Source organism: Streptomyces sp. NPDC020801, from assembly GCF_044334385.1.
Taxonomy (GTDB): domain Bacteria; phylum Actinomycetota; class Actinomycetes; order Streptomycetales; family Streptomycetaceae; genus Streptomyces.
Map to the genome: position 1 here is coordinate 85,371 of NZ_JBIRST010000006.1, position 12,808 is coordinate 98,178.

The window sequence follows — 12,808 nt, forward strand, 5'->3', positions numbered from 1 at the left end:
GGCCCGGGAAGGGCCCGGGAAAGGCCCGGGAAAGGCCCGGGAAAGACTCGGCCATCCCCTCTCAGCGCAGGCCGAACAGCCGCGCCCCGTTGTCGTGGCACACCGCGCGCAGCCAGTCGTCGCCCAGGTCCAGCCGCTCCAGCGCGCGCACCTGCTCGACGTACGGATACGGGATGTTGGGGAAGTCCGAGCCGAGCAGGATCCGGTCGCCGAGAGCGGCCAGCCGGGGCAGGGCGCGCCGGGGAAAGGGGGCGAGCCGTTCGCTGAAGCCGGTGAAGGCCATGGTCGTGTCCAGTCGTACCTCCCCGTACCGCTCGGCCAGGTCGAGGAAGTCCTCGTACTCCGGCATGCCCATGTGGGCCACGACCAGCCGCAGCCTGGGGTGCCGGGCGAGCACCCGCCCGATCGGCTCCGGCCCGGTGTGCTTGCCCGGCGCCGGTCCGGACCCGCAGTGGATCACGACGGGCACCCCGGTGTCGGCGAGCAACCCCCAGACCGGATCGAGGAGTTCGTCGGCGGGGTCGTACCCCCCGACCTGGACGTGTGCCTTGAAGACACGCGCGCCGGTCTCGACGGCCTCCTGGACGTACGCGTGCACGCCCTCCTCCGGGAAGAGGGTCGAGGTATGCAGGCAGTCGGGCGTACGGCGGGCGAAGTCGGCCGCCCAGCCGTTCAGCCACCGGGCCATGCCGGGCTTGTGCGGGTAGAGCATGGCGGTGAAGGCACGTACGCCGAACTCCCGCAGCCGCGCGACCCGTCGGTTCTCCTCCTCCCGGTAGGTGATGGGCCACTCGAGGCCGCCGGTGAGCGGGCCGAGCCCGTCGAAGTAGTCCCAGACCTTGCGCAGCACCCGCTCGGGCATGAAGTGGGTGTGCACGTCGACGAGCCCGGGCAGCCCGAGCCGCCGCCAGAACCGCCGCACCGCTTCCGGCTCCGATTCCGCCGCCGCCTCCGCTTCCGCTTCCGTTCCCCACTCGGTCGCTGCGATCCGGGACTGTGGCTGATCACTCATACCGCCCACGATCGGCCCAGGACGCCCACGCGGTCCAGCCCGCTTCAGAACAACCCGCTTCAGAACAACCCGTCCTGCACCCCGGCAGGCTCCCGGAACTCCCGCACCGGAACGGTGAGTCCGGCAGGTCGGCCGGCCGAGGGCGGAACCGGCCGGAGCTCCCAGCCGGTCATCAGCCTGGTGTCCAGCACCACGGTGCCGCGCCCGGCCGCCAGGTGCAGATCCGGCCCTGCGGCCGCGACCAGCTCACCGCTCACCACCCCGCCGGCGACCAGCTCGGTCACCTCGCCGACTGCGGGTGACGGACCACCCAGACCGAAGACACCGGCGTGATCGACGGGCCGGAACGGCTCCCGCCCGAGCGACTCGGGCCAGCCGCCGAGCGCGACGGCCCGCGCGTGCAGCTCCTCGAGCTCGGCCGCCCGCTCCGCCGCCGAGGCGGGCAGCCCGGACCGTACGGCCCGCTTCTCGGCGTACGGAATCCGGTCCGGGACCCCGAGCGCGGCCCGCAACAGCTCCTCGCTCCGCCGCGCGGCCATCAGCGGCCCGGCGCCGAGCCAGGTGAAGCAGACGGCACCCTGCTCAAGCAGCCGCGCCGAACCCCGCTCGACCGCGGTGATCCCCACCTTGACCATGCCGGGCCCGAACCACGCCAGATATACGTGGTAGCGCCGCGGGTCGCCCGCGATGGTGTCCGCGGCCACCGAGTGCGCCCGCTCCAGCCGCGCGCACTCCTCGCACCGCGCCCCGGTGCTCCGCCCCGGCACCACCGCCCGGACCGGACACGCATGCCCCCGTGCTCCCGCACATGTCCGCACTCCCCCTTCCGCGACCCCGAAGGCCACCCGTTTCCCCCACGGCAGCGCGCTCGAACGGCCGCCCTGCCAAGCCAGCACGGGACCGTCGGCCGACCACCGCAGCCCCGAGCACTTCCAGTCCGCTGCCATCACCGTCGAGAGTACGAGCCCCCACTGACAACGCCCCCGAGCAGCGGCACAACGCAACGGCGGCGGCCGCTCCGGAATCCCATGGACCCCGGACCGGCCGCCGCCTCAGCGCTTACCGCTCACCTCTCATCGCCCATCTGCCTCGGCCATCGCCGAGGCAGCGGAGGTTCAGCGGACGTCGACGTAGTCGTAGGCGTCCGCGGTGGAGGAGGTGCTGTTGCCGGCGTAGTGGAAGCGCCAGGTGCCGTCCGCCGAGGCGGTCACCGTGGTCTTCAGGTAGCCGCTGGACGAGCCGGTGATCGTCTTGACGGTGCTGTAGGTGCTGCTGCCCGCCTTCTTGAACTGCAGCTGGACGGACTGGCTGCCGTAGCCGAAGTAGTTCAGGTAGGTCCAGCTGGCGCGCTTCAGGGTGCCGGTGACGGTGATGGTCCCGCCCTTGGAGACGGGCTCGGGACCGGCGTTGAAGCCGCTGAAGCTGGCGGCGCGCTTCACCCAGTGGTTCTTGTAGACGTCCTTCTGCACGTAGTCGCCGTCGTTGCCGACGGCCCAGGCGGCGACGTTCCACTTGCCGGCCAGGGCGCTGTCGTACAGGTCGGTCCCGGGCTCGGCCGTGATGGTGATCTTGCAGGTGGCGGAGGTGGCGCTCCAGTTGTCGCAGGTGGCGTCCTGGTCCGTGTAGAGCATCCCGTCCACGTCCGGGTTGTTCTCGTCCAGGCTGGTGCCGTGCCACAGGAAGGCACCGGCGCTGTAGATGCCGGACGGGTCGGTGGCCGTGACGTAGATGTTGAAGGTCTTCTTGCCGACACCGGCGACGATGTCCTTGTCGCCGTTGACGGTGACCTTGGTGATCGTGGTGTCGCCCTGGCTCTCGTCGGCCGGAGCGTTGCCCACCGACGACAACTTCGCGACGGCACCCGCCGGGTCGCCCGCCGCCTGCGCGGCCGGAGCGACAAGGGCGGTGAGCGCCACGGCACCGGACACGGTCGCGGCGGCCAGGCTGGCACGAATACGCATCTGTGTTCCCCAAGAGGAGAGAGGGCCTCACGCATGCATGGGGGTCACGTGGGCCCTGAAGGATCGAAGGAGTCTGTTGACTCGCAGGGGAGACCTGCGACGATGACGAACGGTTGTATGGGTGACGGAAATTCTTTGAACGGTGAATGACCAGTCTGTAAACCGCAAGTGAGCACGGGTCAGGTGAGCGTGACTCACAGCCCTGCCCCGGTAGCCAGCACCACCGGGGCCGCCAGGCCGCTCCCCGTGTGTCGTGGAGCGTGCCCGGCCTGCGGGCCTGCGGGCCTGCCCGGCAGGAGGCGAATTCCGTTGCGGCGGGCCCGTCGGGCGCGGCGAGGATACGTCCATGGAAGACGTGACGGACGACGTGAGGGACGACGTGACGGACGATGTGAACCGCGCGATCGCGGGCGATTTGCAGCTCATGGACCCATGTGTGCGCGCCTCGCGGGAACGCGCCGCACAGCTCCTCGACCCGGAGTTCGTGGAGGTCGGCGCGTCCGGGCGGCGGTGGACGCGTGAGGCCCCACGCGGCCGCGGACTCCGTCCCGCTCATGGCGCGCCGTGCCGGACGGTCCACTTGTCGGACCGGAGCGTCGGGTGCGCTGTGCAGCGGCGCTCCGGGCCCGTGCTGGGCGGGCTCGTACGCCGGGCGCCGGGTGCCGGGTGCCGGCCCTGCGCCGAGGCGCTGATACGCCGGGTCGGAACCCGCGCGCAGTGCGGCAGGGGCCCCTGTCGCTAACGCCAGATCGTCTGGATCGAGTCGAACTGGACCCAGGTGATCGGGTTGCCGCTGTTGGCGCCGTAGATGTTCACGGAGCCGGCGGTGTTCACCTCGAAGCGGCAGGCGTTGATGCCCTGGCTGTTGTTCCGGGGGGTCGTGGCGCGGACGTACCAGGTGGGCAGCGCCATGGTCGCCGGCAGCGTGGCGATCTTGGTGTCGGCGGTGAGGCTGCAGGTGATCGCGCCGCGGGCCTGGAGGAAGGTGGTGCCGAGGATGGTGACGGTGCGGACCTGCGGGGTCGCGCCGGTCTGCGGGGTGATGCCGGGCTCCAGCACCAGATCGGCCCACGCGGTGGCGTCGACGGCGGCGGCGGCCGCGGGGGTGGCGGTGGCGAGGCTGCCGACGGCGACAGCGGTGGGCAGGCCGAGAGCGGCACCGAGGATGCTACGGCGGCTGGACATGGTCGTTGGTCTCCTTGACGAGGCCGGGTGCGGAATGGCGGAGGGTGGCGGGTGGCGGTTCAGCGCCAGACGGCGCTGAAGTTGTCGAGCTGCGCCCAGGTGATGACGTTGGTGGAGCTCCCGCCGAACAGGCGCAGTTGGCGGTCGGTGCCGGCCTCGGCCCGGGCGACGCAGTAGCCGCCGACGTTGTTGCGCGGGACGTTGCAGCGGGTCGCCATGCTCGGGGAGAGCATGTCGGGCAGTGTGCCGATGACCGCGTCGGCGTCGAAGGTGCCCTTGATCCCGCCGCTGAGCTGGAGGGTCGTAACGCCGCTGACACTGATGAGGCGCCCCTTGGGGGCGTTCTGGTCGACGGTGACACCGGAGGCCAGGGGGATCGTCTGCCAGTCGGTGAGCACCTTGACGCCGTCGGTCTCGGGTGCCCCGGAGAGCGACACGATGGTGCAGGTGCGCGGCCCGGGGTCCTCGCAGGCGAAGCCGAAGTGGAGGTAGGACACGCCGCCCACCACTTCCACGGTCATGCCCTCGGGCTCGCGGTACTCGAGACCCGGCGCGGCGGTGATGAACTGCCGGTCCAGGACATTCCCGGTGGCCCACTCGACAGCGGTGATGTAGGTGTTGCCCGGCGGAGGGTTGTGCGGGGGACTGGGCGGACTGATGGTGCTGTCGTAGTGCTCCCCGTCGAGGAGGTACAGCACGCCGCTGTCGGACGTGTACCCCTGGAAGAGGCCCAGGCCAGTGGGCTGGGCCAGGCGCTGGAGGGGCTGGAAGACACCCGCCGCCGCCTGGGTCAGGTCGTACCGCTCGTAGTACTTCCCGTCGCTGATGCTGAACCGCACGACGAGCTCGTTGGCGCTGCGGTCGATGGTGGGGGTCACGGAGGTGGCGCCCGCCTCGGGCGTGTACGGCTGGTGTGCAGAGGGGAGCCGTAGTCCAGGACCGTCCCGGTCTGGAACTCGAAGTTGGTGATGGCGGTGCCGAAGCCCTCGTTGTTGCCGTCGGCCACGGATGCCGTCTCGGTCCACAGGCGGATGACGCCGCTACGGTTCTCGACGCCGAGGTTGACGCCGTGGCCGAATCCCCGCAGATACATGTAACCGACGATCGCGCCCGACCGGTTGAGGCGCGTCACGCACATGTCTCCATTGGCGAGCCGGTCAGTGCCGGAGACCGGCCCGGACTCCCCGCTGAGCGTCAGGCCTCCCTCCATCACCTGGAGCACGAAGACGTCGCCGGACACCGGGTCGATGCCGAAGGACTGCATCACGGTGCTGTTCTTGAGCGGGCGCCGGTGGAGCAGCTTGCCCACCGGTCCCGCGATGTCTATCTGTCCTGCAAGGGTTCCGCTCAACGACGCCGCTCCTTCTGGCACGTTCCTGTGCTGTCATGTTCAGGGCGGCGCAAGTGTCGCATGACCATTGCCGATTCAAGCATGTGGTGGCCGGTGGCGGTTCTGGCCCCCATCGAGAGCCGCCGCAGGCCGTCGGACACGCAGACCCAGCCGGGAGCCGGAGCGGAGCGCGGCGAAGCGCGGCGAAGCGCGGCGAAGCGCGGCGAAGCGCAGGGCCGGGCACAGCGGGCCGGGAGCGCCACCCCCGCCCCGGGCGGGACGGGACTGCAAGCCGACATCCAAGATCGCGGGCCCGGAGTGAAAGCCGAAGGAAGCGCAGCCGACGGCGCTCACCAGCACACGGCGTCGGCCGGCACGATGATCAACCAGCGCGGAGACGGCAGGCACGGCCGAAGGAGGCCGGACACGTACACGCCGGAGACGTACACGCTGGCGCCCGCAGTTGATCGACTGGAGGGCGCGCCGGGGCGGGACGACGACGAGGGTGACGCGGCCAACGGCAGCGCAGTCTGAATGACACCGCGCGAGGGCGTTGATGTCACCCGTTGACGCCGAAGGCCCCGCCGGTGGAACCGGCGGGGCCTTCGATCTGTGTGCACTCGGCAGGATTCGAACCTGCAACCTTCTGATCCGTAGTCAGATGCTCTATCCGTTAAGCTACGAGTGCTTGTTCTCTTTTTCTGTCTTCGCTCTCGGCCCTTCCGGTCCGCTGGCGGCGACAGGAAGAACATTACATGACTGCCGCCGCCATGTGAAATCCATTGCCCGCAGCCCTTGTGACCTGCGGAAATGAGGTCTGGAGGTGGAGTGGGGCAGATGGCCGGAACGGCGAAGCCCCGGTCGGATGGACCGGGGCTTCGGTGATCACGCGCGGAGGCGGAGGGATTTGAACCCTCGATGGGCTTTAAGGCCCAAACCGCATTAGCAGTGCGGCGCCATAGACCGGACTAGGCGACGCCTCCAGCACAACCGCTCACGCGAGCGCGCGAGTGGTGCGTGCAGATGATGACACAGTCGAGCGGGGTGCCACCAATCGCCACCCACGGTACTAGGCAGGCGGGGCCCAGGGCAAAGCCCTTGTCATGGTGGCGGGCGCGGTGCCGGGCGGGGCGCAACATCCGCGGGGCTGCCGCGTTAGTCCGGTCATGGTGCAGGTCAGCTCCCCCTCCCCGCGGTACTCCGGTGCGCGCCGCTCTCTGCGGCGGCTGCTGCTCGGCGGCTCCGCCCCCCTCTGTCTCTTCGCCCTCACGGCGCTCTCCGCCGTACCGGCCGCCGCCTCCGCCGGTGCGCCGCCGCCCGTCCGGGACGAGGACCGGGCCGGTGACCACCTCACCGTGACGGTGCGGAACGCGGGTGAGGGCAGGGACGGGACGTACGAGCTGTACTGCCATCCCGACGGCGGGAGCCACCCGGATGCGCGAGGTGCGTGCGGGGCGCTCGACCGGAACACGCGCTGGGGGCGGGACACCTTCGCGCCCGTGCCGGACGGCAGCATCTGCACCATGCAGTACGGCGGGCCGGCCACCGCCCATGTCACCGGGACCTGGGCCGGGCGCCCCGTGGACGCGAGCTACGACCGCGGCGACGGCTGCCGGATCGCCCGCTGGAACCGGCTCGTGCCGCTGCTGCCCGACCTCGGCTCCCAGGACGGCCGCTCCAGGTCGCCCGCACGGGCCACCTGCGTCCCGCCCCGGGCGGCACGGGGCTCGGACAGGGCGTGAACAGGGAGTCCGTAAAGGTCTCGCGAAGGTCGTGCGAAGCGAAATCGTACGGTCACAGGTTCGACCTCACTTCCTCGTGCGACCTCCCTCTCATCCGGCGTCGCTGGCGCAACCTCAGCGCTTAGACTCCCTCGCGTGACACGCCGCGGGCCGGTTGGCAAGATGGCCCCCGCGGTCGGCAAGGTGCGGTAACAGGGAGGAAGCGTCTCGTGAGCAGCAGGCCATCCCGAGGCGCTGCTCGCCTCGCTGCCATACTCGACGCGCTGCCCGACGCATTGCTGCTGGTCAACGCCAACGGGACGGTCGTCAACGCCAACACCATCGCCCTGGAGGCCTTCGAGACGCCGGGGACGGCGCTGGTGGGGCGCGGGCTGCTCGATCTGCTGCCCCAGTTCGACTCCAAACTCATCCCCGGTTCCATGCGCCGGCCCGACCACATCGACCCGCGCGGGCGGACCAGGCCGACCCGGATGATCGCCCGGCGGACCGACGGGACGGAGTTCCCGGTCGAGGTCACGAGCGCGAATCTGGAGAACGGCCAGCAGGCCTACGACGGCTACGGCTACACCGGCGACGAACTGCTGATGCTGGTGGTGCGCGACCTGTCCGGCACCGTCGACACCGAGGCCGAACTGGCCCGTTCGCAGCGGCAGACCGAGATGATCCTGCGGGCCGCGTCCGAGGGCGTCGTGGGGACGGACACCGACGGCCGCATCGTCCTCGTCAATCCGGCAGCCGCCCAGATACTGGGCTACCGGGCCGGCGAACTCGGCGGCCGGGAGCTGCACACCCTCGTGCTGCACTCGCGCGCCGACGGCTCGCCCTTCCCGTACGAGGAGTCCCCGCTCGCCGACACCCTGCGCTCCGGGCGCAAGCACCGGGTGCGCGGGCAGGTGCTGTGGTCCAAGGCCGGGGACAAGGTGCCCGTCGACCTGACCACCGCGCCGGTGCGCGACGGCGACCAGCTCGTCGGCGCCGTCATGACCTTCGCCGACCGGCGTCCCCACGACACGCTCGCCGAGGAGAAGGCCACCGCGGAGAAGCGGCACGAGGAGGAGCTCGAACGGCTCGCCGAGGACCACGCCTCCGAGCTCACCGCCCTGCGCCAGCAGCACGTCACCGAGGTCGAGGAGCTCACCGAGCGGCACGCGGAGGAACTCGCCGCGAACGAGGAGCGGTACGCCGCGCTCGGTGAGCGGGAGAAGGACCGCTACGAGGCGCTGGCCGCCCGGTACGAGCAGCTGCTGACCCTGCTCGGCGGCTCGCTGCGCGGGCCCCTCGACGAACTCCGCCGCGAGCTGTCCGCCCTCGCCGCCGACGACGCCGGACAGCTGTGGCCCGAGGCCAACCAGGTGCTGCACCACCTCTCGGCCGGCTACTCGCGGATCACCACCCTCATCGACAACGTCCTCGGCTATCAGCGCCTCGACGTCGGCAGTGAGGAGATCACCCGTACGAAGGTCATGCTCGACGCGGTCGTCGCCGCAGGTGTCGACGGGGCGGTCGAGCTGATCGGACCCGGACGCGTCCAGTTCGCCGTGCACGCGCCGCCCATCGAGGCGGAGGTCGACCCGCAGCGCCTCGCGACCGCTCTCGCGCATCTCGTCGCGGACGTCGCGGGTGTCGACGCGACCGGCAACGCGCCCGTGTCGGCGGGCGGTTACATGGACAACACCGTCGTGGTGGCGGCGGCACAGCGCGGCGAGGTCGTACGGATCGAGGTGCGCGGGCCGTACGCCGGGGGAGATCCGGTGCACGAGCCGATCGTGCGCGGGATCGTGCGGGCGCACGGCGGGGTGCTGCAGACGCACGAGGTGCCGGGGATGAGCGGCAGCGCGTACGTCCTCGAGGTGCCGCTCGGGGGCGGGGCGGGGGCCATCGCGGGGGCCGTCGCGGCCGACGCCGCCCTGGTGCTGCCGGCGGCTGCCGAGGCCGTGGGTCCCCAGGAGGGGGTCTCCGCGGAGGTCGCCGTGCGCGAGCCGGCTGCGGGCGGCGGTGGACGGCGGCGTGCCCGGCGGGCCTCCACGGACGCGTTCCTGGAGAGCGGCGGCGAGGGCGACGCCTCCGGTGCCGCTCCGGCACCGACCGGGCGACGCAGGAGGCGTGCGGAGGCGGAGCCCGCGGAGCCTGTTCAGCCTGGGCAGGCCGTGCAGCCCGTGCTGCCCGCGCCCCCCGCGCAGGTTCCGGCCCAGGGAGCCCACGCGGAGGTCTCCGGCGGTACGGGACGGCGACGCGGACGGCCCGCCGAGGGCGCTGCCGAGGACACGGGCGTGACCGAGGGTGCCGTGGTGACGGCGGCCGAACATGCCGCGGGGACGGCCGCGGTGGGCACCGGCCTGGGCGGTACGGTGCCGCCGCAGGGCGTGCCCGCTCCCACCGGACGGCGGGCCCGGCGCGAGAACGGCGAGCCGCACGCGCTGCCGCCGGCGCTGCCCGTTTCGTCGGGCGCGGCACCGGGGGCCGTACCGGAGGCGGCGGGCGAGACGACGCCTGCCCACCCTGCCCACCCTGGCAACCCCGCCCCACGGCCGACCGGCCGCCGTCGGCGTGCCCTGGCCGCGGCGAACGAGCGTGCCGCCGCGCAGGAGGCGGTCCCCCGCACGGTCTTCGCCCTGCCGCCCGCCGACGCCGACCGTCCGACCGACGGGCTCGGCGACGCGAAGGCCGACGGGATGGCCGACGGGGCCGATGTGCAGGAGCAGCAGGGCCGGGGCGCCCGCGTTCCGGGGCCGGGTCCGGCCGCAGGTGCGGCCACGGCTCCTGCCCGGGTACCGGCGCAGGGCGCCGCCGCCGTCGGCCCCGCGGGGGACGAGGGGCAGCACGACGCCGTGCCCCACGACCAGGCCGACGACCACACTCCGCCGCAGCCGCATCCCGCGAACGCGCCGACCGGACGGCGGCGGCGGGCGGCGGCCCAGTCGCCGGAGACCGCGGCGGCAGCGAGCGCCACACCCGCGCAGGGCATTCCCACGCAGGGCATTCCCACGCAGGGCATTCCCGCGCAGGGCGTTCCCGGTGCGCCGGCGCTTCCGCAAGCCGTTCCGCAACAGGCGGTTCCGCAGATGGCCCCCGGGCAGCCGGTGACGGGACCACAGGCTCCCGCGCAGCCGCCTCCGCAGCAGGGTGCCGCCCTCGTTCCCGGGCAGAACCCCACCGCCCCGGCCCAGGCGGGCCCCGGTGGACCGCTCCCGGCGCAGGCCGTGCCCGGCCAGGGGGTCCCCCCCGCCGTGCAGCCGGTCCCCGCCGCCGGCCCTGCGGCCCCGCAGCCGTGGCCCGGCGCCCACGACACCCCGGGTACGGGCACTCCCCTACCCGTGCCGCCGAATGCGCCCGGCACCCCTGTGCCCCCGAACGCACCCGGCCTCCCGGCCGCCCCCGCAGCAGCGGCAACAGCGGCAGCGGCAGCGGCAGCGGCAGCAAGCGGAGCCATGCCCCCCGCTCCCAGCACTCCGCCCCACGGCACCCCGGCCCCCGGCACCGCGCTCCCGCCCGAGCAGACGGGCGGCCACCAGGTCCCCGGGCAGACAGCCGGCCGGCCCGTCGCGCACCCCGGCGCCCGGGCCGCCGGACAGTCCGTCGCCGGCCCCGCCAACCCGCGCGCCGCTCAGCCCCTGCCCGCCGAGGCCGCCACGTCCGTCGACCCGAACTCGACGCAGGGGCGGGCGATCAGTGTGCGCACGCTCGGACAGGGCGTGCCGTTCAGCCGGCAGGCCGCACAGGTGCAGGCGCCGCAGGCGCCGTCGGCCACGCCGCCCCCACACGCAACCAGCGGTTCCGGCCGCCGTCGCAAGCTGGGCACCCCGCCCGACCCGGCCGCCGCACGCCCCGAGCAGCGCCCGGAACAGAGCGCCCGCCCGCACCCGCACGCCGAGCAGCCACTCGCGCAACCATCCCTGGGCGGATCCCCCGCGGCAGGCACGACACCCGCAACCCCCGCGGCCCCGGCAGCTTCCTCCCCTGCCCCGATGGCCCCCGGCGCACCCGCAGCCGGCGCTGTCCCAGCGGTCGCCGGACCCCCCGCGCAGCCGTCCCTGGGCGGGCAGCCGCCGTCCGGGCCGGCGCAGCCCACCGACGGCGCCGGGCGGTCGTACGCCATAGGGGCCCCGGACGAGAACGCCGCCGAGGGACCCGAGCCGCTGGACGGTCCGGGCGGCGCGGTGGAGATCGCGGACACCCCGCGGCCGCAGCCGATGGACGACGAACTGCCCCCCGAGCCGCTGGACAACCCGCGCCGGCTGCTGGTCTGGCCGGCCCCGGACGTCACCACCCAGCAGGAGCTCAGCGACCGCGGCTACCGGCCGGTCGTCGTGCACTCGCGTGAGGAGGTCGACGCGCAGATCGCCGCCTTCCCCGCCGCGCTGTTCGTCGACCCGCTGACCGGACCGATCACGCGCACCGCGCTGCAGTCCCTGCGGCAGGCGGCGGTCGCCGCGCAGGTGCCGGTGCTGGTGACGGCCGGACTCGGGCAGGCGACGCGCGAGGCGGCCTACGGCGCCGATCCCGCCGTGCTGCTGAAGGCGCTCGCGCCGCGCGACAGCGAGCAGCACCCGCCGCGCGTGCTGCTGATCGAGGAACACGCGGAGATCGCGCTGGCGCTGACGGCGACGCTGGAGCGGCGCGGGATGCAGGTGGCGCGGGCCGCGAGCGACAACGACGCGGTGACCCTCGCCGGGCAGTTCCGGCCGAACCTGGTCGTGATGGATCTGATGCAGGTGCACCGGCGCCAGGCCGGGATCCTGGACTGGCTGCGCACGAACGGGCAGCTCAACCGCACCCCGCTCGTGGTCTACACGGCGGCCGTCGACCAGGCCGACCTGCCGCGGCTGGCCTCCGGCGAGACGGTGCTGTTCCTCGCGGAGCGGTCCACCAGCAGCGAGGTGCAGACCCGGATCGTCGACCTGCTGGCCCGCATCGGCACCAATTGACGTCGGCCCGCACAGGCACCGATTGACGTCGGCCCGCGCGGCTACTTCGCCACGAGCCGCCGGGCCGCTTCCTTGATGGACGCCCGCAGCCGGTCCCGGTCGGGGTCCTCGCCGCCGACCAGTATGCGCTTCATCTGCGGCACGACGACGGCCCAGTTGGCCAGGGCCACCAGCAGGAACAACAGGTCCCGGGCGGGGATCGCGTCGGCGATGACGCCCCGGTCCTGGCCCTCCTGGATCGCGGCGACCTTGCGGGCGTAGTGGTCCTGGCGCTCGGCCTCGTCGGGCAGCTCGGCGGCGCCGTACTCGATGCCCTCCCAGAACAGCAGGCGCAGCAGTTCGGGGTGGGCGGCGTGGTAGTCCAGCAGCCGGTCCATCCAGCCCTCGATGTCGTCCGGGTCGACCGGGACGGCGGCCGCGAGGTCGACCATGCAGCGCCCGAGCACCTGGGAGAACAGCTGCGCCTTGTTGCCGAAGTAGGCGTAGATCAACTGCTTGTTGGCCTTGGCCTCGGCCGCGACGCGGTCGATCCGGGCGCCCGCGATGCCGTGGCGGGCGAATTCGGCGACCGCCGCCTCGAAGATCCGGGCCTTGGTGGCCTCGGGGTCCCTTGCTGCCATGGGGACAGGGTAGCGCGCAGGCAACCAACTATT

General features: G+C 72.9%; 10 protein-coding genes and 2 tRNA genes. 3 read left to right on the plus strand and 9 right to left on the minus strand.

The genetic code is table 11. The features are described from left to right. Positions 1-61: 61 nt before the first annotated feature. The 6 genes from ACH4UM_RS14525 to ACH4UM_RS14550 all read right to left on the minus strand — a co-directional run bounded on the left by ACH4UM_RS14525 (position 62) and on the right by ACH4UM_RS14550 (position 5,509). Positions 62-1,012 carry an amidohydrolase family protein gene (locus tag ACH4UM_RS14525; protein WP_398177883.1) on the minus strand — a complete coding sequence of 317 codons (951 nt, stop codon included), beginning with the start codon at positions 1,010-1,012 and terminating at the stop codon, positions 62-64. 59 nt (positions 1,013-1,071) lie between these two features. After that, positions 1,072-1,959 carry a DUF2797 domain-containing protein gene (locus tag ACH4UM_RS14530; protein WP_398177886.1) on the minus strand — a complete coding sequence of 296 codons (888 nt, stop codon included), beginning with the start codon at positions 1,957-1,959 and terminating at the stop codon, positions 1,072-1,074. A gap of 168 nt (positions 1,960-2,127) precedes the next feature. After that, positions 2,128-2,973 carry a DUF5707 domain-containing protein gene (locus ACH4UM_RS14535; RefSeq protein ID WP_398177888.1) on the minus strand — a complete coding sequence of 282 codons (846 nt, stop codon included), beginning with the start codon at positions 2,971-2,973 and terminating at the stop codon, positions 2,128-2,130. A gap of 738 nt (positions 2,974-3,711) precedes the next feature. After that, positions 3,712-4,158 (minus strand): hypothetical protein, encoded by a 447-nt coding sequence (locus ACH4UM_RS14540; RefSeq protein WP_398177891.1) that lies wholly within the window; start codon positions 4,156-4,158, stop codon positions 3,712-3,714. 59 nt (positions 4,159-4,217) lie between these two features. After that, complete coding sequence (locus tag ACH4UM_RS14545; protein ID WP_398177894.1) at positions 4,218-5,036, minus strand: hypothetical protein; 819 nt, start codon at positions 5,034-5,036, stop codon at positions 4,218-4,220. Then, positions 5,033-5,509, minus strand: coding sequence for a hypothetical protein (locus ACH4UM_RS14550; protein ID WP_398177896.1), 477 nt, complete (start codon positions 5,507-5,509; stop codon positions 5,033-5,035). Before ACH4UM_RS14550 ends, ACH4UM_RS14545 begins: the two co-directional genes overlap by 4 nt. A 297-nt stretch (positions 5,510-5,806) precedes the next feature. Between ACH4UM_RS14550 and ACH4UM_RS14555 the strand changes: the two genes are divergently transcribed. Beyond that, the gene (locus ACH4UM_RS14555; RefSeq protein ID WP_398177899.1) at positions 5,807-6,022 is read left to right on the plus strand and encodes a hypothetical protein; all 216 of its coding nucleotides are present in this window, start codon (positions 5,807-5,809) and stop codon (positions 6,020-6,022) included. Between the two features lie 81 nt (positions 6,023-6,103). Here the strand turns inward: ACH4UM_RS14555 and ACH4UM_RS14560 are convergent. Both ACH4UM_RS14560 and ACH4UM_RS14565 read right to left on the minus strand, forming a co-directional pair. Continuing rightward, positions 6,104-6,176, minus strand: a tRNA-Arg gene (locus ACH4UM_RS14560). 204 nt (positions 6,177-6,380) lie between these two features. Then, positions 6,381-6,471 (minus strand) — tRNA-Ser (locus tag ACH4UM_RS14565). A 183-nt stretch (positions 6,472-6,654) separates the two neighbouring features. Between ACH4UM_RS14565 and ACH4UM_RS14570 the strand changes: the two genes are divergently transcribed. Beyond that, positions 6,655-7,230, plus strand: a complete 576-nt coding sequence (locus ACH4UM_RS14570; RefSeq protein WP_398177902.1) for an SSI family serine proteinase inhibitor — start codon at positions 6,655-6,657, stop codon at positions 7,228-7,230. Between the two features lie 209 nt (positions 7,231-7,439). Then, positions 7,440-12,155, plus strand: a complete 4,716-nt coding sequence (locus tag ACH4UM_RS14575; RefSeq protein ID WP_398177905.1) for a PAS domain-containing protein — start codon at positions 7,440-7,442, stop codon at positions 12,153-12,155. A gap of 41 nt (positions 12,156-12,196) precedes the next feature. Here the strand turns inward: ACH4UM_RS14575 and ACH4UM_RS14580 are convergent, their stop codons facing one another. Beyond that, positions 12,197-12,775, minus strand: a complete 579-nt coding sequence (locus ACH4UM_RS14580; RefSeq protein ID WP_398177908.1) for a TetR family transcriptional regulator — start codon at positions 12,773-12,775, stop codon at positions 12,197-12,199. Between the last annotated feature and the right edge of the window lie 33 nt (positions 12,776-12,808).

Coding starts and splice junctions, on each gene's coding strand:
- ACH4UM_RS14540 (WP_398177891.1), bottom strand. CDS start 4,158: ATGTCCAGCCGCCGTAGCATCCTCGGTGCCGCTCTCGGCCTGCCCACC.
- ACH4UM_RS14580 (WP_398177908.1), bottom strand. CDS start 12,775: ATGGCAGCAAGGGACCCCGAGGCCACCAAGGCCCGGATCTTCGAGGCG.
- ACH4UM_RS14530 (WP_398177886.1), bottom strand. CDS start 1,959: ATGGCAGCGGACTGGAAGTGCTCGGGGCTGCGGTGGTCGGCCGACGGT.
- ACH4UM_RS14570 (WP_398177902.1), top strand. CDS start 6,655: ATGGTGCAGGTCAGCTCCCCCTCCCCGCGGTACTCCGGTGCGCGCCGC.
- ACH4UM_RS14525 (WP_398177883.1), bottom strand. CDS start 1,012: ATGAGTGATCAGCCACAGTCCCGGATCGCAGCGACCGAGTGGGGAACG.
- ACH4UM_RS14535 (WP_398177888.1), bottom strand. CDS start 2,973: ATGCGTATTCGTGCCAGCCTGGCCGCCGCGACCGTGTCCGGTGCCGTG.